A 23,746-nucleotide genomic window follows, 5' to 3' on the forward strand; every position below is an offset into this window, starting at 1 on the left:
TTTTAGATCTCAAATGAAAGTGTCACTACTTATAGTCGATCGAACCCAACCCTGAAGCTAGCACACAGGGATTGGTTGAAATTTGGGTGCTTTTAACCTTATTTCACTAACCTCAGGAAGAATCCCGTTAGCCCCATTGGCAAGCTAAAATTACTTATGAATTCACCTATTGCCTACGATTACCCCCAGCAAAATGCTGCTGGCGCGACCTGCACGGCCCAAGCCTGGGCTAAGACGCCACCTCCACTCCATGGAGATCAGAAATCAGCTGTAATTGATCGTATTAAGCAATTACTGGTTGAGAAAGATGCTGCCTTGGTTGCCCACTACTATGTTGATGGCGATATTCAAGATTTGGCTTTATCAACTGGTGGCTTTGTCGCTGACTCTCTAGAGATGGCGCGCTTTGGTAAGAATCATTCAGCCAAGAATCTGATTGTTGCTGGCGTCCGCTTTATGGGCGAGTCTGCCAAAATCTTGAGCCCTGAAAAACGTGTCTTCATGCCGGATCTCGAGGCAACCTGCTCACTTGATTTAGGTTGCGATGCTAAGGACTTTGCTGCATTTAGAGCTTTGCATCCGGATCGTACTGTAGTGGTGTATGCCAATACCAGTGCAGCCGTTAAAGCACAAGCTGATTGGATGGTAACGAGCTCTTGCGCTTTAGCGATCGTTCACCAACTCAAAGTTGAGGGCAAGAAAATTCTCTGGGCGCCTGATCGTCATTTAGGTCGCTATATTCAGGAGCAAACTGGTGCAGATATGTTGCTCTGGAATGGTGCCTGCATCGTTCATGATGAATTTAAAGCCGTTGAATTAGAAATGTTGATGGCCGCACATCCCAATGCCATGGTTTTGGTTCACCCAGAATCTCCCCAAGCGGTGGTCGACCTTGCAGACGTTGTGGGCTCTACCTCTGCCATGATTAAGGCCGTAGTAGAAGGCTCTGCAACTGAATATATTGTGGCGACCGATAACGGCATCTTGCACCGCATGCGCCAATTAGCGCCCAATAAGAAACTCATTGAAGCCCCTACCGCTGGCAATAGTGCAACCTGCAAGAGCTGCGCCCACTGCCCTTGGATGGCTATGAATGGCTTGCAAGGAATTTTGGATTGCCTGGAGAACGCTTCCGGTGAAATCTTCATTGATGAGCCTATTCGTGTTGAAGCGCTAGGCTGCATTGAGCGCATGCTCGACTTCACTACAAATCACCCAGACCTCTTAGCCAAAGCCCAGCATGGCTTTGTTAAGAATATTGGCGCGGCTTAATTGTTTATTTTTACCTTTTGATTTTTCTCTTCATTTAGATCGATTCATTCATGTTTGAGTACAACGAGACCTTAGAGCAAGCACGTCAACGCAATATTGCTGATGCTTTGATGGAAGATATTGGCACGGGTGACTGGACTGCAATGCTGGTTCCCAGCAAGCTGGTTCATGCTCAGCTCATTGTTCGCCAAGAAGCTGTGCTCTGTGGAGTAGATTGGTTTGAAGGCACCCTCAAAAAATTAGACCCTACAGCTAAAGTCACCTGGTATTACTTAGAGGGTGATTTGATGAAGCCTGATACCAAAGTCTGCGATATTGAAGCGGATTCACGCGCCCTCCTTTCTGCAGAGCGTCCTTGTATTAACTTCCTGCAAACCCTCTCTTGGACTGCCAGTATTGCGCGTCAGCATGTGGATGCAATTCAGGGGGTGAGCCCCAACCCTAAAGGCTGTGCGGTGCTCGATACCCGCAAAACAATTCCTGGTTTACGTCGCGCCCAAAAGTACGCCGTATTAGTTGGCGGCGGCCAAAATCAACGCCTTGCTTTATGGCATGGCATCCTCATTAAAGAGAATCACATTGCCGCAGCTGGCGGTGTTGCTGCCGCCATTAAAGCTGCGCAAGCTCTTAACTCGGGAGTAGATATTCAGGTGGAAGTGGAGAATTTTTCTGAATTAGAAGAAGCTTTAAATGCTGGTGCCAAAAGTATTCTGATTGATAACTTCACCACCGAACAGATGAAGGAAGCCGTTGCCTTTACTAAGGGTCGCGCGCTACTTGAGGCATCTGGTGGAATCGACTTAGATCAAATGCGTGCGATTGCTGCTACTGGCGTTGATCGCATTTCTCTTGGAAAACTGACTAAAGATATTAAGGCGGTAGATTTCTCGATGAGGATTTTGTAGGCAATTAGCGCATCCATGTCAGCTCAAGACTGACATCCATATAAGACCCTGCTGATATTTCGCGGGGTTTTTCTTTTCTAGACTGATCCCATACATTCATTGGGATTTCAGCCTTTGAGTCACCAATTTATGTATTGACATTAATTATTTTTGTATATACATTAATAGGGCGACTTAGTGCTTGAATTTGACGATGCAAAACGAGAAATCACTTTATTTACGCGTGGCCTTGATATGGCTAGAGCCAACGAGATCTTTGAGGCTTCACACTTGAATCAAATTGATTACAGAAAAAATTATGGTGAAGTTAGGGTGTTCAGCTTCGGCTACCTAGATAACCTAGCAGTTGTTGTCGTATGGACTTACAGAGGCATCAAAAGAAGAATCATCAGCTTGAGGAGAGCAAATGAACGTGAAATTAAAAAGTACGCAGGAAGAATGGGTTGATCCAGATGATGCGCCAGAGTTAGATGAGCAATGGTTTAAGGATGCGCACGTCTATGTTGGTGACACCCTAATCAAAAGAGGCGTTGGCAGGCCGCCCATTAAAAATACCAAAGAAATGTTGAGTCTCAGAATGGACTTCGATGTGCTCGAAAAACTACGAGCAAGCGGTAAAGGCTGGCAAACTCGTCTAAACAAATATATTAAAGATGCTGTATTGAAAGGCGATCTGTAATTTTTTAGGTCTCAGGATTTTCTGATGTGCCTTCAGCCTGAGGCGTCAGAATTGTCGGATAAGAAACCGCCCAAGTTCCTGGGTAATCACGGCTGTAATGCAAGCCCCTGCTCTCTCTGCGCATCAGGGCTGACCTGACAATCAACTCTGCACACTCCAGCAGATTGCGTAACTCGATTAAGTCACGAGTTACTTTAAAGTTGGCGTAATACTCTTGCACCTCATATCTAAGGAGCTTAATCCGATGCAGGGCACGCTCTAAGCGTCGATTGGTTCTCACAATACCAACGTAATTCCACATTAATGAACGCAGCTCATCCCAGTTATGGGCAATCACCACCTGCTCATCAGCATCTTCTACTTGACTCTCATCCCATAGCGGAAGTTTTGGCATTACTGGTGTTTTTAGTGAGGAGATATCTACTGCAGCTGCCTTGCCAATCACCACACACTCTAATAAGGAGTTGCTTGCTAATCGATTCGCGCCATGAAGCCCTGTATAAGTCGCCTCACCTACGGCATATAAGCCTGGTAAGTCTGTTTTTCCTTTGAGATCTGTCACCACACCACCACAGGTGTAATGCGCTGCAGGCACGACTGGTATGGGTTCTTTAGTGATATCTAGACCCAGAGTCATGCAACGCGCGAAAATCATCGGGAAATGCTCTTTAATGAATGCTTCACCCAGATGGGTGGCATCTAGATGCACGTAATCTAAGCCGTGCTTCTTCATCTCAAAGTCGATGGCTCGAGCAACAATGTCTCGGGGAGCCAACTCATTACGCTCATCATGCTCAGGCATAAAACGAGTGCCGTTTGGCAGCTTGAGTAAGCCACCCTCGCCCCGCATTGCTTCGGTAATGAGGAAAGTGCGATCACTGGGGTGATACAAGCATGTCGGATGAAATTGAATAAATTCCATATTACCGACACGGCAACCTGCACGCCAAGCCATAGCAATGCCATCCCCAGTAGCAGTATCGGGGTTGCTGGTGTAGCGATAGACCTTACCAACACCACCAGTGGCCAATACCACTGACTTAGCTTCAATTGTTTCTACGCGATTGTTCTTAATATCTAAGGCATATACACCATAGCAACGATTGGGCTTGGTACGCTGCGTCTTCGCATCTAAGTGGCGATTGGTAATCAGATCTAAAGCAATCCAGTGCTCCAAGATCTGAATATTTTTATGTGCCCTAGCTTTATCCAAAAGAACCTCATGGATGGCTTTACCAGTGGCATCAGCAGCATGCGCAATGCGACGGTGACTATGGCCACCCTCACGTGTTAAATGCAAACCCATTGGTCCTGACTCATCAGTGGTAAACGGTACACCTTGCTCAACCAACCAACGAATAGCTTCAGCACTTTCTTCGGCAATATAACGGGCGGTTGACTCCACCACGAGGCCTGCGCCTGCATCTAAGGTGTCAGCCACATGAGAATCAATACTGTCATGCTCTTTGTCCACCACCCCCACAATGCCACCTTGTGCCCACGCTGTTGCTGCCTCACCAAGGCCACGCTTGGCCATGAGAATCACCGGCTGGGATTCGGCCATATGGAGCGCTACGGTTAGACCAGCTAAGCCTGCACCAATGATGAGAACGGGAAGCTCTGCTTTGGTATCAGCTTGAGGTGTTGAGGGTTTTGAACTGGCCATAGAAGGTTAATTCTAAAGGGCAATAGGATTCTTGGTATTTTTGATTCGATTAATCAGTCGTTCGAGGGACAAAAGGTATAAATCCCTTATCTTTAACCTCGCTAAGCGATGCCAAACACTCAGCCACAAAGCTAGTTGGTAATTCTGGGTTGTCTATACATGCCTTACCCAGTCTTACCCAAAAATTGACTTGCCGATCAATAGCATGCTGATTGCCCTCCTTGCGAAGCAATGTCAGCATATGCCCACTTAAATTTAAATGAATTAATTGCGACATATTTACGTTATTGACAGAAGCGCTTTAGCCTTACTTCGCACCTCAGCAAGAGCAAATGTACTGACTGCACCCTTATATTTTGCTTTTCGAGTTTTCCAGTCCAGAGATTTAACCTGATCAGAAAGAATCGCGGATTGAATGCCATCAATTTCCACCAGAACTTCAAATGGATAGCCCTTAATTTTTGTAGTCAAGGGGCAACAAATCATCAAATTTGTTTTTTTGTTATACGCCTCTGGCGTTAAAACTACGGCGGGACGTCGCCCCGCTTGCTCATGCCCAGCTTGAGGATCAAACTCTAACCAAACAATATCCCCTGCATTTGGAATATAAGTCTTAGCCATCAGAGCAATTCTTTACCTACGGGCTCACCAAAATCATCCTCATGATGAATATTTTTCGTAGTTATCCCAGCAAGCAATTCATCGAGCTGGTATTCCTTCTGAACAATCGGCTCAATAACGATTCGACCTCTCTGCACCTTAACCGAAACAATCTGATCAATATTCAAGTGGGCAGACTTCATGACAGCAGTATTTAGACGCAACGCAGGACTGTTGCCCCACTTTTTAATAATAGTTTGCATAGATGCCCTCTTTGTTTCAAATGTATCTACATTGTATCTACACTTGTACAGATGGTCAAACCTCAAAATAAAAACCCCACCTTAAGGGTGGGGTTTGGTTGAAGCGCCATCCTTTACGAAACCGATGTAACTTTCTGCCTCTTAGGGTCATTGGTACCGTAGCCCATCACAGGGGCAGCATGGCCGCCTTTAGCGAGCTTGACTGCGCAGTACTTAAATTCCGGAATCTTACCAAAAGGATCTAAGGCAGAGTTGGTGATTAAGTTAGCCGCAGCCTCGTAGTAAGCAAACGGAATAAAGATCACGCCACGCGGTGTGCCGTCATCTCTACGCACATGAATACCCACTTCGCCACGACGAGATTGAACAGTAATCACATCGCCAGCAGAAACGCCTAACTGAGTCATGTCTTCGCCATGCATAGAGACAGTAGCCATTGGCTCAATTGCATCCAACACGGTGGCACGACGCGTCATACTGCCGGTATGCCAATGCTCTAGCTGGCGACCTGTAATCAACACAAATGGATACTCCGCATCTGGGCGCTCATTTGCAGGAATGATGTCAGCGGGCACCAATTTAACCTTGCCATCTGGTGTCGCAAAGTTGTCATCAAACACAATTGGACGACCTGGATCTTCAGCAGATAAGCATGGGTATGTCACGCTAGATTCTTTCTCTAAACGCTCCCAAGTAATACCGTTAATGGCTGCATGCATTGCTTGACGCATTTCGTCATAGACTTCTGCAACACCATCATCTGGGCCTTGGTAATTCCAATTCAGACCCATGCGTTTGGCAATTTGCTGAATGATCCACAAATCGGGTTTTGCATCGCCTGGTGGGTTAATGGCCTTTTTACCCATCTGCACCATACGATCCGTGTTGCTTGCAGTACCAACCTTCTCCGGCCATGCGCTTGCAGGCAAGACCACATCCGCCAACAAGGCTGTCTCAGTCATGAAGATATCCTGAACAACCAAGAGATCCAATGAAGCCAAAGCATGACGTGCATGGTTCAAATCAGGGTCACTCATCGCAGGGTTCTCACCCTCAACATACATACCGCGAATCTTATCTGGATCACTGTCCGGCGCGGTGATCTTATGCATGATCTCCACTACGGTGTAGCCAGGCTTCTTATCCAATGGGGTATCCCAGAATTTCTCAAACCACGCATGTGCCTCTGGATTGTCAACACGTTGGTAGTTCGGGAACATCATCGGAATCAAGCCGGCATCACTAGCGCCCTGAACGTTGTTTTGTCCACGTAGCGGATGTAAGCCAGATCCCGGCTTACCAATTTGACCGGTAATACTGACCAAGGCAATTAAGCAACGGGCATTATCCGTGCCGTGAACGTGCTGACTCACGCCCATACCCCACAAAATCATTGCTGACTTCGTAGTGGCAAATTCTCTAGCAACTTCACGCAAAGTCTCTGCTGGAATGCCGCAGATTGGTGCCATTGCTTCAGGACTATAGCCCTTGATATTTTCTTTAAGCGCTTCGAAATTATTAGAGCGGTTCTTGATGAAGTCTTTATCAACCAGACCTTCTTCAATAATCGTGAAGATCATGGCATTGAGCATGGCCACATCAGTATCCGGCTTGAACTGCATCGTGCGCCAAGCATGCTTGCTGATATCGGTTTTACGTGGGTCACATAAAACAATCTTTGCGCCACGCTTAGCTGCATTCTTAAACCAAGTAGCCGCAACAGGATGGTTAGCCGTTGGATTGGATCCAATCAACAGAATCAAGCTGGAATGCTCTACATCGTTAACTTGGTTACTTACCGCGCCTGAGCCAACGCCCTCCAATAGCGCAGCAACGGATGATGCATGGCAAAGACGTGTGCAATGGTCGACGTTGTTACTACCGAAACCTGTACGTACCAGCTTTTGGAACAGATAAGCCTCTTCATTGCTACCTTTAGCAGAGCCAAAACCAGCTAAGACCTTATTACCGTATTGATCTTTGAGCTTCTTCAAGCCACCACCAGCAACTTCCAAAGCCTCTTCCCAAGTTGCTTCGCGGAAGATATTGGACCAGTCTTGTTTACCTTCGAGCAAAGCTTCGTCTTTAGCTACGCCCGCCTTACGAATCAGTGGCTTGGTTAAGCGCTGTGGATTATGGATGTAGTCCATACCAAAGCGACCTTTAACGCAAAGGCGGTTGTGGTTAGCTGGGCCATCACGACCCTCAACGCTCACAATCTTCTCGTCTTTAACGTTGTAAGTAATTTGACAACCGACACCGCAGAAAGGACATACTGAATCCACTTTGCGATCTACAGTTTGTGAACCGATTAATCCCTTAGGCATTAATGCGCCTGTTGGGCAAGCCTGCACGCACTCACCACAAGCAACACAAGTACTATCGCCCATCGGATCATTGAGGTCGAAAACGATTTCGCTATGAGCGCCACGCATTGCGTAGCCGATCACATCGTTGACCTGCTCCTCACGGCAAGCGCGTACACAACGATTACATTGAATACAGGCATCTAAGTTCACCGCCATCGCTGGATGAGACACGTCATTGCTGACTTTGTCACGGCGTAATGCTTTGAGCTCTGGTCGAACTGTCACATCCATGCGTGCTGCCCAGGTGCTTAATTCGCCATGTTGATTTTTTTGCTCTTCTTCCTTACTGTCTCCTACCCACTTAAAGCCCTCGTCCGGCATGTCTGATAACAACATCTCCAGCACAAGCTTTTGACTCTTTAATGCGCGTTCGCTATTGGCCTTGACATCCATGCCAGGAGTCGCGCTTCGGCAGCAACTTGGCGCCAAAGTGCGCTCACCATTAATCTCAACAACGCAGGCACGGCAATTACCGTCAGGACGATAGCCATCCTTGAAACACAGATGCGGAATATCAATGCCATGTCGTTTAGCGGCTTTGAGAATCGTCTCACCTTCGTAAGAAACGATGGTTTGACCGTCTAGCTTGAACTCAACGGTTTGCAATTCAAGTTCTTTAGGATTTACTGGTGCGTTCATATTTGTCTCGTTTTTCCCTTGGTTATTGGTTGCCGATTAAGCAACTTCTTCTGGGAAATATTTAGCAATACAGCGAATTGGATTGGGTGCAGCTTGACCTAGACCGCAGATGGAAGCATCGACCATCACCGTTGCCAAGTCCTCTAGAGTTTCTTTATCCCAAGACTTGGATTGCATCAGCTTGGCAGCTTTGCTGGTGCCCACACGGCATGGCGTACATTGACCGCAACTCTCATGCTCAAAGAAGTGCATGACATTGAGCGCCATGTCACGTGCCTTATCTTTATCGCCAAACACCATGACTGCAGCAGAACCAATGAAGCAACCGTAAGGCTGCAAAGTATCAAAGTCGAGCGGGATGTCATTCATGGTCGCAGGCAAGATACCGCCAGAAGCGCCACCAGGCAAGTAACCATAGAACTTATGGCCATCTTGCATGCCACCACAATACTCATCAATTAATTCTTGAATAGTAATGCCAGCAGGAGCCAACTTCACGCCAGGATTCTTAACTCGGCCGCTGACGCTATAACTACGCAAGCCTTTGCGATCATGGCGACCAAAAGAACTAAACCATTCTGGACCGCGCTGAACAATATCGCGCACCCAGTAAAGAGTTTCAAAGTTGTGCTCCAGCGTTGGACGACCAAACAATCCCACTTGCGCAATGTATGGAGGGCGCATACGGGGTTCGCCGCGCTTACCTTCAATACTTTCAATCATGGCAGATTCTTCACCGCAAATGTAAGCACCAGCACCACGACGCAACTCAATCAAAGGTAATTTGAATGGAGGATTGGCTTTGAGCTTGGCTAACTCTGCTTCGAGCAATTCACGGCAACCGTGATACTCATCACGCAAATAAATGTAGCAAGCATCAATGCCAACAACATTGGCCGCAATCAGCAAGCCCTCTAAGAAACGATGTGGATCACGCTCTAAATAAGTGCGGTCTTTAAATGTTCCTGGCTCACCTTCGTCAATGTTCACGGCCATCAACTTAGGAGCAGCTTGATCCTTCACAATGCGCCACTTACGACCCGCTGGGAAGCCTGCGCCGCCGAGACCACGAAGGCCTGAGTTTTCCATAGCCTTGATGATGCTCTCAGCGTCTTTCTTACCCTCTGCAATTTCTTTTGCTAATGCGTAACCACCTTGTGCGCGATACGACTCATAGCCAACATAATCTGGTGAAACCGCTTGATTCTCGCCCCGAGGGGAAACGCCCTTCTCCGCCAAAGCAGCTGGATCAAAGTTCGCGCTATCTTTAGCCATTGGCTGAGTTGTCAGATTGTTTTTGACAGCAGCAGCTACTTTATCGGTAGTCGCAAACAACACGGGGTACTGATGCACTACAGCAACTGGAGCTTGCTCGCAGCGCCCTACACAAGGTGCAGCTACTACTTTGACATTGGGGTTACCTAAGATGGCTGGCAACTTTGCTAATAGGTTTTGTGCACCCGCTAATTCGCAAGCAATACCGTCACATACGCGGACAGTGATATCTGCAACCGGGTCATTACCACGCACCACTTCAAAGTGGTGATAGAAAGTGGCTACTTCATAGACTTCAGCCATCGGCAAATTCATTTCTTTTGCGAGGGCAACTAAATGACGATCATGCAAAGCACGGTACTCATCATTGAGCTTATGTAAATTCTCAATCAGCAAATCACGGCGATGCGGTGCAGCGCCAATCAGCTGACGAACTTCTGCTAGAGACGCATCGTCTGCTTGACGTCCCTTGAGCTTGCTTTTGCGACGAATGGTTTCCCTTAAATCATCCGCAGTTGCGACTGCAACAGCCTTGATTTCTCCAGAGGGTTTTGGGTGATTCATAGTATTAGTCTCTAATGTCTAGTCGCAATAATGATGCTGTTTTTATATGCTTAAAGCTTTGCTTGAGAACACCTGAATTTGTGAGCAACCAAGTGCCGCACTATATATAGGAAATTCCCAAAATCTCGATTGATTTTGGGTTATTTCTACACTCAAGTCCTTGACGGAGCTCAAGTGAATTTATTAAGGGTAAACCCTAGGTTAAATAACTGATGGGGATGGTCTGTCGCCAGGCGGCAGGGAGTAATCCAACTTACGCTCATAGACACGCGCCTTAAAGCAGTCGTTATAGCCTTTGCTACCAATTTGCCAGCCAATGGAAGTGCAATCATCTTGGGCGGCTGACTCGATAGAGCCACAGCCAGTCAGGGCAATCGCAGCAATCGATGCAAGGATAGTTAGGGAGCGCAATTTAGTTGAATTCATACCTCAAGTCTACTTGATTCTGACTTCCACTTCGAGGGGGACGCCCTCCTTCCCTGCGCTAACAGCCTTGACCTCCCCCAGGCTAATTCGATCGTTTAGCCCCGGGTTACTTTTCACCATCAAGCTTTGCGCCAGCTTAGCCCGATTTTGGGCCAAACCCCTCAGATCGTCTTCCGTCACAGGGATGCTAGCAATCAGCTCTGCGTGCAACTGTTCATTGCGTTCCGCTCCATCCGGCAAAGTAATCAAACGTTGACCCAATTTGATTCGGCCAACGGATTGTGCGTAGGCTGACTTCAAGCCAGCTTGGACCTTGGTATCCGAGAAATCAGGCGCAGGGATGGGCTCATTAGGAGAGATATTCATTCCAGCCGCTTTCAGAATAGCCATATCTGCGGTGGCGCGAGCAAAAGCAAGTTTGTCTGCGTTGGGATCATAAGTGCCAGCGAGCTCCAGGGTGGCATGCGGTTTCTTGGCGAGAAAATCCCCAAACTTTTCCAAACGGTCTTGATCTGGCGGCAAGTACACCGCCTCACCCAGCACCGCATTCACACCTTCATTAGCGCCCATTCCCAAGAGTGCGCCTAAGGCTCTAAATGGTGCAGTAGCAACATTGGTAAGCACATTACTAATTGCCTGCCATACCAAACCACTTGCACTGAACTCTGGTGAATCCACATTGCCAGCAATATTGATGGTCACGTCAATCGTATCGTCAGAATCTTCTAACAGTGCGATTGCTAAACCCAGTGGTAATTTTTTTCCCTGAAAATCCGCCACTTCTTCGCCAAGTTCAATCTTCTTAATGACGATTTGATTACTTCCCTTCAGTTCGCCATTCTTGGCGCTGTAATGCAAATTCAAATTGACCCGACCGCTAGCAATTTGGTAACCAGCAAACGTCATGACAGCAGGATTAAATGCATTCAGCGGCACATTCTTAAAATTGAGTGTGACGTCGTTATTGCGCCGTGGGTCGTCAAATGCAATCTGACCCCTGCCTCGTAGCGATCCAGAATCGGCCAACACACCATCTAGCGTCATAGCAGATGAATGACCTGGGAGATTGCTGATATTTGCAAAGCTGGCATTCAGTTTTCTGAGATTGACCTTGAAATTGGGTTTCATAGCCAAGTCAGAAAATTGCATCTCAGCTTCACGCAATCGCAATGTCTTGATGTCGAGAGCAAAAGATGATTTTTCTTTTGCTACCTGAGCTAGCTTCTCTGCATCAGCAGTCTCTGCGCTTGGCTTAGAAAATAAGCGCCTAAAATTAGAGAAGCCCTTTTCATCAATCTCAAATCGGAGAACCGGCTGATTCACTGATAACTCCTGAATACTCAAACTAGATCCAGCGCGCTGTGAGCTCCGATAGTTAAATTGATTTACATCTCCAGACTTCCAACTCACGAGCGATTGTTTCTGCCCTTGCTCCAGCAAATCCAGATCTAGCAAATGCAAATCCCCAGATACAGTCAGCTCATCACCATTGAAGCCGATATCAACAGCGGACTGTATTACCCCGCCCTGAGCCTGCAACTCTTTATTAGCAGGAAGTAATCCAATAAAGGGCGCAATTGAAATCTTGTCGATCTCAACTCTCCCGGCAATAGATTTATCCGACTTCAAGTCCCAACGGGAGTGAATGCGTCCATCATCAATCTCGAAGTTAATCAGGGCTCCGATTGCATCAGGCGCAGGATTATCTAACGTACCTTTAATAGCAAAACGCTTAAAGGCGATCTTTTGACTCATCCCTGGGATGGTAAAACGCAGTGCGCCTAGGTTTACTCCGTACTGACCACGTACACCATTCACATCACCTTCTTTATCGTAGTTTGCAATGTCAAATAACTCGATAGAAAGTGACTTCAGTTGCTCATGCAGTTGTTTGCTGGGATCTGAAATCTCTACAGCAGCATTCGAGATCTTAAAATCATCTACAGAAATTTTGACATTCTTTTTGGGTTCAGCCGGATCGGGCGGCGGTAAATTGCGCGTAATCGCAGCAATCAATTCTTGCCAATTCCATAGGGCTGCTTTACTTTTGGCTTCATGCTTTTCTAGCAACACACTGGGTTCATCAAAAAGAATCTCATCGAACCCCACCTCACCAATCATAAGGCGAGACCATTTCAGCATCACTACGGATTTCTTGAGTGTGAGCAACCTACCCTGATGACTATCAAGCAATCGGAGACCATCAATCTCAATTCTCAACCTTAACGGAGAAATACTGAGATCTTGGTAGGTAATTTCGTAGCCAATCTTTTTGCCGTAAGTCTCAACTGCATTCTTGATAGCGCCCGGCACCCAAAGATGACATCCACCCCAGAATAAAAAAGCAAGCGCAAAAAAGCCCCCAACCATTCGGAGTAAGTAGATTCGTAGAGTGGAGAATTTGGGGGCAATCATGCGTGCAGTTATTTGAATCTGGAATAAAAATACGAAACTGGATTTACGCTACTGGCGGAAATCCTACTTTTTGCTGCCATCCATTATTGAATGCATGGATGACTGGTTTCTCATAGACGCCCGCCTTCGTGAATGGCTCATCCGCTAACCAGACTTCCACAGCTGCCTTGCTTGGAAAATCCATAACCAACAAACTGCCAACTGTTGTCTTGCCATCTTCTGATGTGAGCGGGCCAGCAAAAGCCATCTTATCTGCGAGCTTGCCTAAATATGCGCGATGTTCTGGTCGGACCTGTATGCGTAACTCAGCAGTACCAGGGCGATCCATTAAAAGAATTGCAAAAATCATATATACCCACTCTCTAGCGACTGAAGGTTGACGGAAATACTGTGACTGCCCAAATGCAGCCACAAACATCAGTCTAGCCTATCTAGAATTGGTATTCATCTACAGGCTATTAGCTTAAGGGTGTATACCAGCGCATCGAATAACCCCTTGGGCTAACTCAAAACTATTAAAATAATGGCTTGCCTTAATAGATTTAAACCAAGCGTTATATGCAGATTATCTGGATCTCAGGATCGACCTCACAAATCAAACGAATTAACATCACCGGACTTGGTCTATTCAAGATCGCGGCGGTTACCTGCTTCGCTTTTATTTTGATTGGTGTAGGTATCCATTTTTTTGGATTCAGAATTGCAGTGCAATTTAAACCAGATCTCGCACGGGAAATGGGTGGCGTAATTACCCTACAAGAAAAAGAAGAAATTGAATCCGCTTACCGAGAACGACTGGAAACTTTACAAAGCCAACTTAGCAAAGTCAGTGATCAAATTGGCAAACTGCAAACAATCAAAGACCGTTTCACCGAGCTAGCAACCCCTGTCCCGATTCGGTCTAGACTCAATGATGAAGGCGGCAAAGGCGGGCCACACCTACCCATTCAGTTCAACCCAAAATCTAAGGGCTCACTCATTAAAGACCTAGACACTTCGGTTGATAGCGGGAAGAGTCTAGTGAAAGCAGTAGAAAGGCTAGAGCAAAATTGGGATCGCCAATATCGCTGGCTCAGCCAACTCCCAACAGGAACTCCAATTACCGGCCTTACTGGCCTCTCGAGCAACTATGGTCCTCGCGTAGACCCAATTACCAAGCGACTTGCACAGCATCCCGGTATTGATTTTTCCGCGCCCCCAGGCACACCGATCTTAGCTGCTGGTAGTGGCACTGTCATGCGCGCAGGAAATGATTACGCCTACGGCCTCTTTGTGGAGATTAAGCATATCGATGGATTTGTTACTAAGTATGCGCATGCCAGAAAGGTTTATGTGCAGCAAGGTCAAGCCGTCACTCGCGGTCAAATGATTGCCGAAGTTGGCACCACTGGCCGCACTACTGGCCCTCACCTGCATTACGAAGTGAGACTGAATGATTCGCTGATTAATCCCATTCAAGCTCTAGCCGGCCGCTACCAAGCGCCAACCAATCAATAAGCAATTATTTATTTTTGGTAAGCGGAAGATCGCTGCGAACCAACATGCTAGGGTCGTAATGACCAACAGGGTCCTCACCAGCTTTTGAGATCATGAGACCGCTAATAGAAGCTCCTGATTCAATGCCAAGCTGACCATAGGTCACGTCGCCATTGACCTTTGCTCCAGCATGCAGCTCTACCCGCTCAGAGGCATAAATATTGCCCTCAACGTAACCAGCAATGAGCACTCGATACGCGTGTATATCACCTTCGACCTTGCCGGTCTTGCCTAAAGCTACCGAGATTTTTCCATTGGCCTGCGCCTCAATATCACCAATGACGGTGCCGTCGATACGCAAACCGGTATCCGTCACAATGCGGCCATGAATAACGGTACTAGCGCCCACTATCGTATCGAAATCTTCGATAGTTGGATGCAGCAACTCGTCTACATACTTTTTCTTAAAAAACATCGGGGTTAAGAACGAAATTAGTTCTTAGTGAATTTTCCGGCAACCTTGCCGCCACGTTGAATGTGGATATTTTGATAGGCAATGGTGCCATCTACGAGCGCTCTAGGGCCAACATTTAAATCTTGGCACTTCACATCGCCAGTCACTTTACCTTTAACCATTAATAGATCGGCGTTAAGCTCGCCCTCTACTAGACCTTCTACATCTACCAAAACAGATTTAGCAGTGATCTTGCCTTTAACCACGCCGGCGATATTCAATGTACCTTCAGAGGTAATGGTGCCTACAAATTCAAAGCCTTCACTGATGATGGAAGGCTTGCTAGGAACTCGCGGTGTTGCAATGACTGCTTGCTCAGAGCTGAAGTCAGCATCGCCCTCGCCTTGCTCAGAAATCTCTATTGACTGATCCAAAGCAACTTCGTCTACAGGCTCGACTGGTGGTTTTTTAGAAAACATAAGCTTCTTTGAGATTAACTGCGGGAAGATCCGGCGATATGCAAGTCACCATAAATGTGACCACCCTTTTCAATCTCAATTTCTGAGTAATGAATCGCGCCACTAACCTTACCTGTAGAGCGAATAATCAAAGACTGAGTGGAGGCGAGATACTCAACAACTTCACCGCGAATATCAACCATTTCACCGGTTACTTTTCCACGAATGGTGCCAGTAGATTCAACAATCACCTGTTTGGCAGTAAGCTCGCCCTCGATCGTTCCAGAAATAGAAGCAATATCAGGAACCTCAAAGTTTCCCTTTAGAACAACCCCTTCGCCTACAAATAGGCAGCCTTGCTGATTACTTTCGGCCACAGAAGACCCTCGCATTGATTTTTTGATTAATTAGAATCTGACCAAATTCCTACAAGTCTTAGATTTATTTGAGTAATTTTGTCATATTGATCAAAATAAGAGTATTAGCTTAAGAGCTAATAACCATACCCTGACAACACCAGATTCCAAAAGAAAAAACCGCCCGAAGGCGGTTTCTCATGTAAAGCGCTTAAAACGAATTAAGCAGCTTTACGGCTTTTTGCAGCTGGCTTAGCTACAGCGTATTGGCCTTGAACGTTAGCCAATGCAGCGTCGATACTTTTCTCAAAGTTTGCGAAAGCGTCAGTTGCTGAAGCGCGAACTTGGTCAAACTGTTGGAGTGAAGTTTCGAATGCAGTTTTGAATGCAGATACAAATGCTTCAGAACCAGCAGGGGCTGTCTTAGTAGCTTCTTTAACAAACTTAACCATATCAGCACGTGCGTCATCAATAGAAGCCTCAACTACTTGAGCAACTTCTTTATTGCCGTTACGTACAACCTTGTTTACCTTAGCTTGGTAAGCAGCAGCGTACTTAGCAGCTTCTTGGGCAGTTTCTGGTTGAGCCAATTTTGCCAACTGTTGTGCATCTTTAATTGCCAACAATTGTGCGCTTGTATCTTGAGCAGCAACTAAAGCATCTTTAGCAGCAGCTTGGTTGATTTCAGCTAATTCTTTAGCGCTTTCAACAGCAACTTGAGCCAAGTACTTAGCGTTTTCAACAGCTTTAGCTTGAGCTTGTGAGAGTTGGTCGTTTAATTGATTCTGGAACATGGTGTTTTCCTAACTTTGTAATTTGTTTAAATTTTATTGCGATGCACCATTGTAAAAAAGTTTTTGTTGCACTGCAAGATTTATTTGCGGCAACGCAACAAAAAGATCAAAAACCCCTTTATTTGATTAAAAACAGGGGGTTGAGGATATAAATAATGAGGAAGCTAGCCTGGATTTAGGGTCAAAATCCGGAAAAACCAAAGAAAAAACCACCCGAAGGTGGTTTCAAACTACTGGCGGAAGAGGCGGGATTCGAACCCGCGGTAGGCTATTAACCTACGCACGCTTTCCAGGCGTGTGACTTAAACCGCTCATCCACCCTTCCGTACAGCCTTTGATTATACGTTTGCCGGAAGGGTTACCTCTAAAAGCATCATTCGCGAATTAGACAGACTCTTTGAGTTGATCCAAGATTGCTGGATTTTCAAGAGTGGATGTATCTTGAGTCACTTCTTCACCTTTAGCAATCACACGCAATAAGCGGCGCATGATCTTGCCGGAACGGGTCTTAGGCAAGTTATCACCGAAACGAACGTCCTTAGGCTTAGCGATCGGACCGATCTCTTTACCAACCCAGTTACGTAACTCAGTCGCAATCTTCTTGGCTTCGTCACCTGTTGGGCGTCCGCCCTTCAGAACTACGAATACGCAAATTGCTTCACCAGTCATATCGTCAGGGCGACCAACTACTGCAGCCTCAGCAACCAATGGGTTAGCAACTAAGCAAGATTCGATTTCCATCGTACCCATGCGGTGACCAGAAACGTTCAACACGTCATCAATACGGCCAGTGATTGTGAAGTAACCAGTGTCTTTATTGCGGATTGCGCCGTCACCTGCCAAATACAAAGTGCCGCCCAACTCTTCTGGGAAGTAAGACTTCACGAAACGATCTGGGTCGTTCCAGATTGTGCGAATCATCGAAGGCCACGGACGTTTTACAACCAAGATACCGCCTTGACCGTTTGGAACGTCTACACCAGCTTCATCCACAATCGCTGCCTGAATACCTGGCAATGGCAATGTGCATGAACCTGGAATCATTGGTGTTGCACCTGGCAATGGTGAAATCATATGACCACCAGTTTCTGTTTGCCAGAAGGTATCTGCGATTGGGCAACGTGAGCCACCGACATTCTCGTAGTACCACATCCAAGCTTCTGGATTAATCGGCTCACCTACTGAACCCAAGAGACGCAATGAAGATAAGTCATAGCTCTTTGGATGCACTGCTGGATCATTACTTGATGCTTTGATCAATGAACGAATTGCTGTTGGTGCTGTGTAGAAAATAGTCGCTTTGTGCTTTTGGATCATGTCCCAGAAACGACCGGCATTCGGATAAGTCGGAACACCTTCAAATACGATCTCAGTAGCGCCAACTGCGAGTGGGCCATAAGTAATATATGAGTGGCCCGTTACCCAACCGATGTCGGCTGTACACCAGAACACATCATTTGGCTTAATGTCAAAAGTCCACTTCATTGTGAGAATCGCCCACAAGAGGTAACCACCAGTGGAGTGCTGTACACCCTTTGGCTTACCTGTTGAACCTGATGTGTAGAGAATAAATAATGGATGCTCAGCGCTAACCCACTCTGGCTCGCAAGTAGTAGCTTCGTTAGCAACAATCTCTTGCATCCAAACATCGCGACCTGCTGTCATGGTGACATCACTGCCAGTGCGCCTATTTACGATGACATGCTTAACCTTAGCGCATTCACCAGTAGAAAGAGCCTCATCGCAAATCGCTTTCAATGGCAGAGATTTGCCGCCGCGGAATTGGCCGTCAGCGGTAATCACTGCAACCGCACCTACGTCAATGATGCGGTCACGCAAAGCTTGAGCAGAAAATCCACCGAATACTACTGAGTGAATTGCGCCAATACGGGCGCAGGCTTGCATAGCAACAATGCCTTCGATAGTCATCGCCATGTAAATAATGACGCTGTCACCGGACTTAATGCCCATTTTGCGAAGTGCATTTGCCATTTTGCAAACGCGCTCGAGCAAGTCTTGGTAAGTTACGTTGGTAACTGAACCATCATCGGCTTCAAAAATAATTGCAGTCTTTTTGCCAAGACCATTTTCAACTTGACGATCTAAACAGTTGTAAGAGGCGTTCGTTGTGCCATCTTCAAACCATTTGTAGAAAGGCGCTTTGGACTCATCCAGAACTTTAGTAAAAGGCTTTTTCCAGAAAATATTTTCTTTTGCAAGGCGACCCCAAAAACCGTCATAATCCTTATCAGCTTCCGCACACAACTTGTTGTAAGCTTCCATTCCAGGAATGGCAGCAGATTTAACAAAGTCTGCAGGCGGGTTAAATACGCGGTTTTCTTGCATCAATGGTTCCATGCTTCACAGCCCTTCTATTCAATAATCAGTCGTCTTTTTCCGCGAAAATAGCGCAGAGTTAGGGCAATACATCCCCAAGAGCTAATAAGATAAGTGAAAACACGCTAGATTTGCTCTATGGCAAACCCTTAAAATAGAAGAAACCTTACAAAATTAAGCCCAAAACCATGACAAATATCAAACAAAACGACCTTATTCAAAGCGTTGCAGACGCATTTCAGTTCATTTCTTACTACCATCCCAAGGACTTCATCTCGGCCATGGGTAAGGCTTACGAGCTTGAACAGGGTGCCGCAGCTAAAGATGCGATTGCTCAGATTTTGACCAATAGCCGCATGTGCGCTGAAGGCCACCGCCCTATGTGCCAGGACACGGGTATTGCTGTCGTTTTCCTCAAAATTGGTATGAATGTCCAATGGGGCGATGCCACGATGAGTGTGACCGAGATGGTGAATGAAGGGGTTCGTCGGGCTTATATGAACCCAGACAACCCATTGCGCGCATCAGTTCTGACCGACCCCGCGGGTAAACGTAAAAACACGGGTGATAACACCCCTGCTGTTGTTCACTACGAAATCGTTCCGGGTGACGATGTAGAGGTGATTTGTGCAGCTAAAGGTGGTGGCTCTGAAAACAAAGCCAAGATGGTCATGCTCAACCCTTCCGACTCCATCGTGGACTGGGTTCTCAAGACTGTTCCAACAATGGGTGCTGGCTGGTGCCCTCCTGGCATCCTCGGTATTGGCATTGGCGGCACTCCAGAAAAAGCCATGTTGATGGCAAAAGAGTCCTTGATGGGCCCTGTGGATATTCAAGAGCTGATCGCACGCGGTGCAAAAACTCGCGCTGAAGAGCTTCGCTTAGAGCTATACGAGAAGGTGAATCAACTCGGTATTGGCGCACAAGGCCTCGGTGGCTTGGCTACAGTTCTAGATATCAAGATCATGGAATACCCAACGCACGCCGCCTCATTGCCAGTGGCGATGATTCCAAACTGTGCCGCGACCCGTCACGTACATTTCCACTTACATGGCGATGGCCCAGCGATATTAGAAAAGCCTTCTTTATCCGATTGGCCAGATGTGACTTGGACTCCAGACACTAAAAAATCCAAGCGCGTGAACTTGGACACCTTGACAGCCGAAGAAGTAGCCGGCTGGAAAGAAGGCGAAACACTACTCCTGAATGGCAAAATTTTGACTGGGCGTGACGCTGCACATAAGCGCATTCAGGACATGCTTGCCAAAGGCGAAGAATTGCCAGTGAGCTTTAAAAATCGCGTGATCTATTACGTTGGTCCAGTGGATCCAGTGGGTGATGAAGCGGTTGGTCCAGCAGGCCCAACTACATCGACACGTATGGATAAGTTCACTGAGATGATGTTGGCCAAGACTGGCTTGATCTCCATGATTGGTAAAGCAGAACGTGGCCCCATTGCCATTGAAGCAATTAAGAAACATAAGTCTGCTTACCTCATGGCTGTTGGTGGTGCCGCGTACTTAGTCTCTAAAGCAATTCAGACGGCAAAGGTAGTTGGATTTGCTGATCTGGGCATGGAAGCTATTTATGAATTCGATGTCAAAGATATGCCAGTAACCGTAGCTGTGAGCTCTGCTGGTATCTCTATGCATGAAACTGGGCCAAAAGAATGGCAAGCGAAGATTGCTGGCATTCCAGTCAAGATTGCGTAAGACAACTAATACATAGTTAAGCGACCTTTACTTGGCACTCATCGGGGTTTTTGATTCTGGCGTTGGAGGCTTATCCATTTTGGATGAGGCTCTGCGCCAGCTTCCCGAGCATGACTATATTTATTTAGCCGACTCCATCAATGCGCCTTATGGAGAAAAATCCAGCGAGTGGATTGCTTCACGCAGTATGGAGCTGTGTCAATATTTAGCAGCTCAAGGATGCGATGCGATTCTAGTTGCATGCAATACCGCAACTGCTGAAGCCATTGCCGATATTCGTGATGAACTCAGCAGCATCCCCATCATCGGTGTTGAGCCAGGCATCAAGCCTGCAGCCATGCAGTCCACCAATGGCGTAGTCGGTGTTCTCGCTACCGAAGCCACACTAAAGAGCGATAAATTTAGCGCTTTGCTAGCCACCCTTCCCAACTGTCAATTTATTAAGCAAGCTGGCGCCGGTCTAGTCCCCCTAATTGAAGCGGGACAAGCCAATGGCGAAGAAACTTTGGAGCTATTGGCTGAGCATCTTGAACCTATTCAAGATGCAGGAGCGGACACTCTAGTTTTGGGATGTACTCACTACCCTTTCTTACGCAAAGCTATTCGCAAGTTACTCGGGGATTCAATCAATTTGATTGATACCAGTGATGCTGTAGTGCGTCAGCTTAAACGCAAGCTAGAGGCGCAAGGAAAAGAGTTATCTGCTGGCACATGTGGCTCTATTAAATTAATGAGCAGCAAAGATGCATCGCTCTTGCATCAAATGGCCCAAGAACTCATGCAATCTGATTTGGATGAGCACAGCATTGAATCTCAATTGGTAAGCACGTTCAAATGAGCACCTTCTTCAGTCAATTAAATGCCCGTCTGCCGTTCAATAAAACTGAACGCATCATCCTGGGCATTGTTATTGGCCTGCATCTACTCTTTTTGATTGGCTTTCAGAATGGCATGAAGCCAGACCATGACAGCAACCTTGATGATTCGCGCGTGATGGCTAACCTCGTGAGTCCTGAAGCTGCTAAACAGCCACAAGCTGCTCCAGCTGCACCTCCACCTAAGCCAAAGCAAGAGCAGAAGAAGAAAACAGTGGAAGAGAAATCCACTCAAGCACCAAGCCCACCACAAGCACAGCAACAGGCCGCTACCCCGCCAACGCCTCAGCAATCCAAAAGTGACTCACAGGCTCCAAATGCAACGGTTGCGCCTGCCACCTCTTCGGGATCTAGTGGCACACCGATTCAGACTGACATTGGTAAACTGGTCGTCGTCTATCAGCCAGATGCAGATGCCTACTACCCCTCCTTCTCCAAGAGATCGGGAGAGCAAGGTGAAGTAGTGGTTCGATTGATTATTGATGAAACAGGAAGTGTTGAGGATGTTGCTTTATTACGTTCTAGCTCTTTTCCAAGGTTAGATCGAGCAGCAACTGAAATTGGTCGTCGCTATCGCTTTAAACCATTTCTAGTAAATGGTTCGCCCCAAAGAATTTCTACCAACCTTTTAATCAAATTTAATTTAAAGAATTAACATTATGAACACACCATTTGGCTTAGCGAATTTATGGCTCGAGGGCGATGCAATCACCCGCTTTGTGGCAATCGCACTTTTGATTTGCTCAATTGTGACTTGGGTAATCTTGCTATCCCGCTTTTGGGATTTGCGCAATCTGCGCAAACTGAAACCTGAGCTCGATCAATTTTGGCGTGCCACTTCATACGACCAGGGTTTAAGTGCTTTCACTAGCCACGCAAGCAATCCTTACTATCAGATTGCTAAGGCTGCGAGCGGTGCCTCTACCCACCACCAAAGCCAATCAACCAATCATCGCGAACTCCTGCAAACATTGAATTACTCTGAATGGATGGCCAGAAGCCTCAAGAACAGCATTGATGGTGTTGCTGCGCAACTTCAAAAGGGTCTTACCTTCCTGGGCTCAACCGGCGCAACTGCACCGTTTATTGGCCTATTTGGAACTGTGTGGGGCATCTATCACGCTTTGATCGCAATCAGCAGCTCAGGTAGTGCGCAGATTGATCAAGTTGCCGGCCCGATTGGTGAGGCGCTCATCATGACTGCCCTAGGTTTGGCAGTAGCGATTCCAGCCGTGCTTGGCTTCAATGCGATTAATCGTGCCAACAAATTATTGGTCGCTGATCTCAATCGCTTTGGCAATGATCTCCTCGCTTACTTTGTAACCGGTGCCCGCGTGAAGTCCGGAGAATAATCATGTCTTTTAATCTTCAGAACGATCAAGAAGAAAGCGGCATCATGGCCGAAATCAACATGACTCCGATGGTGGACGTCATGTTGGTGCTGTTAATTATTTTCATCATCACGCTGCCGGTGATTCAGCAGGCAGTGAAGGTTGAGCTCCCAAAAGCAAATAGCGTACGTAATGAAGTAAAGCCAGAATCGGTGCAGCTCTCGATTGATGCTCAGGGGCAAATATTCTGGAATAGCACGCCGATTGATTTAAAGACATTTGATGGCTATGCAGAAAAAGCCGCTCAAAAAGAGCCGCAGCCGGAAATCAATTTGCGCGCAGATAAGTCTGTGAAGTATGAATATGTTGCTCAAGTATTGGCAGCTTCACGCAGGGCTGGCTTAACGAAGCTTGGATTTGTGACTGAACCTAACTAAGGTTTTGTAGCGACTGCACACTGCTCTTGGTAAGTCTTCGTACCCTCACCGAGGGTTGCCGAGAGAATTCCACCCCGAATGGTCTCCGCTTTTCTAAGCTGACCAGTGGCGCGATGAATTGTGATTGCTGTAATTACTGAACCAGCCCCATACTGAACACCATCAAAACTCTCTGGTGGAAAGTGCGCTTCCATCGAAATGAGTACCGTGGGTTCAGTGACAAGGACATTTTTAATTACTTGCCGACCCAACTCATCTGACTGATCTAAATCCCGATCATCAACAAATACTTTTGCCTTCTGATTTTTTGAGCCAGGACTCACCTTGAGCTCGTAGGTCTCGGTGTAATTCTTTTCTGAACGGGTACAAGTAAAAACGAGAGGCTCTGCCGCCAAACAGAGGGCGGAATATGAAAACAAGAAAAGAATATGGAGGTATTTCAA

Annotated in this window: 25 protein-coding genes and 1 tRNA gene; 10 read left to right on the forward strand and 16 right to left on the reverse strand. The window is 46.8% G+C overall.

The annotated features are described in order from the left end of the window. Positions 1-156: 156 nt before the first annotated feature. From nadA to ICN16_RS06160, 4 genes are all read left to right on the forward strand, one after another. A complete protein-coding gene (nadA, locus tag ICN16_RS06145; protein ID WP_216135726.1) occupies positions 157-1,272 on the forward strand; it encodes a quinolinate synthase NadA in 1,116 nt (371 codons plus the stop codon). A gap of 50 nt (positions 1,273-1,322) precedes the next feature. Then, complete coding sequence (gene nadC / locus ICN16_RS06150) at positions 1,323-2,177, forward strand: carboxylating nicotinate-nucleotide diphosphorylase (RefSeq protein WP_216135728.1); 855 nt, start codon at positions 1,323-1,325, stop codon at positions 2,175-2,177. A gap of 177 nt (positions 2,178-2,354) precedes the next feature. After that, entirely contained in the window at positions 2,355-2,624 is a 270-nt protein-coding gene (locus ICN16_RS06155; protein ID WP_216135729.1) for a BrnT family toxin, read from the forward strand. Next, positions 2,584-2,856, forward strand: a complete 273-nt coding sequence (locus tag ICN16_RS06160) for a BrnA antitoxin family protein (protein WP_215387596.1) — start codon at positions 2,584-2,586, stop codon at positions 2,854-2,856. Before ICN16_RS06155 ends, ICN16_RS06160 begins: the two co-directional genes overlap by 41 nt. 4 nt (positions 2,857-2,860) lie before the next feature. Here ICN16_RS06160 and nadB read toward each other — a convergent pair whose 3' ends face one another. The 9 genes from nadB to ICN16_RS06205 all read right to left on the reverse strand — a co-directional run bounded on the left by nadB (position 2,861) and on the right by ICN16_RS06205 (position 13,491). Then, positions 2,861-4,522 (reverse strand): L-aspartate oxidase, encoded by a 1,662-nt coding sequence (nadB, locus tag ICN16_RS06165; protein WP_216135730.1) that lies wholly within the window; start codon positions 4,520-4,522, stop codon positions 2,861-2,863. Between the two features lie 49 nt (positions 4,523-4,571). Then, positions 4,572-4,799: a hypothetical protein gene (locus ICN16_RS09930; RefSeq protein WP_216135732.1), complete on the reverse strand. Its 228-nt coding sequence runs from the start codon at positions 4,797-4,799 to the stop codon at positions 4,572-4,574. 2 nt (positions 4,800-4,801) lie between these two features. Beyond that, positions 4,802-5,143 carry an endoribonuclease MazF gene (mazF, locus tag ICN16_RS06175; protein WP_215377490.1) on the reverse strand — a complete coding sequence of 114 codons (342 nt, stop codon included), beginning with the start codon at positions 5,141-5,143 and terminating at the stop codon, positions 4,802-4,804. Continuing rightward, on the reverse strand, positions 5,143-5,385 hold the full coding sequence (locus ICN16_RS06180) for a PbsX family transcriptional regulator (protein WP_216135733.1): 243 nt from the start codon (positions 5,383-5,385) through the stop codon (positions 5,143-5,145). The genes mazF and ICN16_RS06180 overlap by 1 nt, the downstream gene beginning before the upstream one ends. Before the next feature lie 113 nt (positions 5,386-5,498). Further along, positions 5,499-8,393, reverse strand: a complete 2,895-nt coding sequence (gene fdhF / locus ICN16_RS06185; RefSeq protein WP_216135735.1) for a formate dehydrogenase subunit alpha — start codon at positions 8,391-8,393, stop codon at positions 5,499-5,501. 36 nt (positions 8,394-8,429) lie between these two features. Further along, the gene (locus ICN16_RS06190; protein WP_216135737.1) at positions 8,430-10,232 is read right to left on the reverse strand and encodes an NAD(P)H-dependent oxidoreductase subunit E; all 1,803 of its coding nucleotides are present in this window, start codon (positions 10,230-10,232) and stop codon (positions 8,430-8,432) included. Positions 10,233-10,433: 201 nt separating this feature from the next. Next, entirely contained in the window at positions 10,434-10,658 is a 225-nt protein-coding gene (locus tag ICN16_RS06195) for a hypothetical protein (protein WP_216135739.1), read from the reverse strand. Between the two features lie 9 nt (positions 10,659-10,667). Next, positions 10,668-13,073 (reverse strand): DUF748 domain-containing protein, encoded by a 2,406-nt coding sequence (locus ICN16_RS06200; protein ID WP_216135742.1) that lies wholly within the window; start codon positions 13,071-13,073, stop codon positions 10,668-10,670. Positions 13,074-13,116: 43 nt separating this feature from the next. After that, a complete protein-coding gene (locus ICN16_RS06205) occupies positions 13,117-13,491 on the reverse strand; it encodes a YciI family protein (protein WP_370625616.1) in 375 nt (124 codons plus the stop codon). A gap of 140 nt (positions 13,492-13,631) precedes the next feature. Here ICN16_RS06205 and ICN16_RS06210 point away from each other — a divergent pair, with 140 nt between their 5' ends. Further along, a complete protein-coding gene (locus ICN16_RS06210) occupies positions 13,632-14,570 on the forward strand; it encodes a M23 family metallopeptidase (RefSeq protein ID WP_216135743.1) in 939 nt (312 codons plus the stop codon). Between the two features lie 4 nt (positions 14,571-14,574). Here the strand turns inward: ICN16_RS06210 and ICN16_RS06215 are convergent, their stop codons facing one another. The 6 genes from ICN16_RS06215 to acs form a co-directional block, all read right to left on the reverse strand. Continuing rightward, complete coding sequence (locus ICN16_RS06215; RefSeq protein WP_216135744.1) at positions 14,575-15,024, reverse strand: polymer-forming cytoskeletal protein; 450 nt, start codon at positions 15,022-15,024, stop codon at positions 14,575-14,577. A gap of 17 nt (positions 15,025-15,041) precedes the next feature. Then, a complete protein-coding gene (locus ICN16_RS06220; RefSeq protein ID WP_216135745.1) occupies positions 15,042-15,482 on the reverse strand; it encodes a polymer-forming cytoskeletal protein in 441 nt (146 codons plus the stop codon). A gap of 14 nt (positions 15,483-15,496) precedes the next feature. Next, entirely contained in the window at positions 15,497-15,853 is a 357-nt protein-coding gene (locus ICN16_RS06225) for a polymer-forming cytoskeletal protein (RefSeq protein WP_216135746.1), read from the reverse strand. A 185-nt stretch (positions 15,854-16,038) separates the two neighbouring features. Continuing rightward, a complete protein-coding gene (locus ICN16_RS06230; protein WP_216135747.1) occupies positions 16,039-16,611 on the reverse strand; it encodes a phasin family protein in 573 nt (190 codons plus the stop codon). 234 nt (positions 16,612-16,845) lie between these two features. Continuing rightward, positions 16,846-16,936 (reverse strand) — tRNA-Ser (locus tag ICN16_RS06235). Between the two features lie 59 nt (positions 16,937-16,995). After that, on the reverse strand, positions 16,996-18,969 hold the full coding sequence (gene acs, locus ICN16_RS06240; protein WP_216135748.1) for an acetate--CoA ligase: 1,974 nt from the start codon (positions 18,967-18,969) through the stop codon (positions 16,996-16,998). Positions 18,970-19,136: 167 nt separating this feature from the next. On the opposite strand from acs, the gene ICN16_RS06245 reads away from it, so the two are divergent. The 5 genes from ICN16_RS06245 to ICN16_RS06265 are packed head-to-tail and all read left to right on the forward strand — an operon-like array spanning position 19,137 to position 23,303. Continuing rightward, a complete protein-coding gene (locus tag ICN16_RS06245) occupies positions 19,137-20,660 on the forward strand; it encodes a fumarate hydratase (protein WP_216135751.1) in 1,524 nt (507 codons plus the stop codon). A gap of 31 nt (positions 20,661-20,691) precedes the next feature. Next, the gene (gene murI, locus ICN16_RS06250; protein ID WP_216135754.1) at positions 20,692-21,498 is read left to right on the forward strand and encodes a glutamate racemase; all 807 of its coding nucleotides are present in this window, start codon (positions 20,692-20,694) and stop codon (positions 21,496-21,498) included. Then, positions 21,495-22,190, forward strand: a complete 696-nt coding sequence (locus tag ICN16_RS06255; protein WP_216135756.1) for an energy transducer TonB — start codon at positions 21,495-21,497, stop codon at positions 22,188-22,190. Before murI ends, ICN16_RS06255 begins: the two co-directional genes overlap by 4 nt. Before the next feature lie 4 nt (positions 22,191-22,194). Continuing rightward, positions 22,195-22,887 (forward strand): MotA/TolQ/ExbB proton channel family protein, encoded by a 693-nt coding sequence (locus ICN16_RS06260; protein ID WP_216135759.1) that lies wholly within the window; start codon positions 22,195-22,197, stop codon positions 22,885-22,887. Positions 22,888-22,889: 2 nt separating this feature from the next. Next, positions 22,890-23,303, forward strand: a complete 414-nt coding sequence (locus ICN16_RS06265) for a biopolymer transporter ExbD (protein ID WP_215326769.1) — start codon at positions 22,890-22,892, stop codon at positions 23,301-23,303. Here ICN16_RS06265 and ICN16_RS06270 read toward each other — a convergent pair. After that, the gene (locus ICN16_RS06270) at positions 23,300-23,722 is read right to left on the reverse strand and encodes a hypothetical protein (RefSeq protein WP_255533667.1); all 423 of its coding nucleotides are present in this window, start codon (positions 23,720-23,722) and stop codon (positions 23,300-23,302) included. The genes ICN16_RS06265 and ICN16_RS06270 overlap by 4 nt on opposite strands. Positions 23,723-23,746: the final 24 nt, after the last annotated feature.

The sequence above is a fragment of the Polynucleobacter sp. es-MAR-4 genome (assembly GCF_018882055.1).
Taxonomy (GTDB): Bacteria; Pseudomonadota; Gammaproteobacteria; order Burkholderiales; family Burkholderiaceae; genus Polynucleobacter.

Excerpts from the sequence above, each read along its gene's own strand:
- ICN16_RS06245 (WP_216135751.1), top strand. The coding sequence starts at position 19,137 with ATGACAAATATCAAACAAAACGACCTTATTCAAAGCGTTGCAGACGCA.
- acs (WP_216135748.1), bottom strand. The coding sequence starts at position 18,969 with ATGGAACCATTGATGCAAGAAAACCGCGTATTTAACCCGCCTGCAGAC.
- mazF (WP_215377490.1), bottom strand. The coding sequence starts at position 5,143 with ATGGCTAAGACTTATATTCCAAATGCAGGGGATATTGTTTGGTTAGAG.
- ICN16_RS06205 (WP_370625616.1), bottom strand. The coding sequence starts at position 13,491 with ATGTTTGTGGCTGCATTTGGGCAGTCACAGTATTTCCGTCAACCTTCA.
- ICN16_RS06215 (WP_216135744.1), bottom strand. The coding sequence starts at position 15,024 with ATGTTTTTTAAGAAAAAGTATGTAGACGAGTTGCTGCATCCAACTATC.
- ICN16_RS06260 (WP_216135759.1), top strand. The coding sequence starts at position 22,195 with ATGAACACACCATTTGGCTTAGCGAATTTATGGCTCGAGGGCGATGCA.
- ICN16_RS06180 (WP_216135733.1), bottom strand. The coding sequence starts at position 5,385 with ATGCAAACTATTATTAAAAAGTGGGGCAACAGTCCTGCGTTGCGTCTA.
- nadA (WP_216135726.1), top strand. The coding sequence starts at position 157 with ATGAATTCACCTATTGCCTACGATTACCCCCAGCAAAATGCTGCTGGC.
- ICN16_RS06210 (WP_216135743.1), top strand. The coding sequence starts at position 13,632 with ATGCAGATTATCTGGATCTCAGGATCGACCTCACAAATCAAACGAATT.
- ICN16_RS06160 (WP_215387596.1), top strand. The coding sequence starts at position 2,584 with ATGAACGTGAAATTAAAAAGTACGCAGGAAGAATGGGTTGATCCAGAT.
- ICN16_RS06255 (WP_216135756.1), top strand. The coding sequence starts at position 21,495 with ATGAGCACCTTCTTCAGTCAATTAAATGCCCGTCTGCCGTTCAATAAA.
- ICN16_RS06195 (WP_216135739.1), bottom strand. The coding sequence starts at position 10,658 with ATGAATTCAACTAAATTGCGCTCCCTAACTATCCTTGCATCGATTGCT.
- ICN16_RS09930 (WP_216135732.1), bottom strand. The coding sequence starts at position 4,799 with ATGTCGCAATTAATTCATTTAAATTTAAGTGGGCATATGCTGACATTG.
- ICN16_RS06200 (WP_216135742.1), bottom strand. The coding sequence starts at position 13,073 with ATGATTGCCCCCAAATTCTCCACTCTACGAATCTACTTACTCCGAATG.
- ICN16_RS06225 (WP_216135746.1), bottom strand. The coding sequence starts at position 15,853 with ATGCGAGGGTCTTCTGTGGCCGAAAGTAATCAGCAAGGCTGCCTATTT.
- nadB (WP_216135730.1), bottom strand. The coding sequence starts at position 4,522 with ATGGCCAGTTCAAAACCCTCAACACCTCAAGCTGATACCAAAGCAGAG.
- ICN16_RS06190 (WP_216135737.1), bottom strand. The coding sequence starts at position 10,232 with ATGAATCACCCAAAACCCTCTGGAGAAATCAAGGCTGTTGCAGTCGCA.
- ICN16_RS06220 (WP_216135745.1), bottom strand. The coding sequence starts at position 15,482 with ATGTTTTCTAAAAAACCACCAGTCGAGCCTGTAGACGAAGTTGCTTTG.
- ICN16_RS06265 (WP_215326769.1), top strand. The coding sequence starts at position 22,890 with ATGTCTTTTAATCTTCAGAACGATCAAGAAGAAAGCGGCATCATGGCC.
- fdhF (WP_216135735.1), bottom strand. The coding sequence starts at position 8,393 with ATGAACGCACCAGTAAATCCTAAAGAACTTGAATTGCAAACCGTTGAG.
- nadC (WP_216135728.1), top strand. The coding sequence starts at position 1,323 with ATGTTTGAGTACAACGAGACCTTAGAGCAAGCACGTCAACGCAATATT.
- ICN16_RS06230 (WP_216135747.1), bottom strand. The coding sequence starts at position 16,611 with ATGTTCCAGAATCAATTAAACGACCAACTCTCACAAGCTCAAGCTAAA.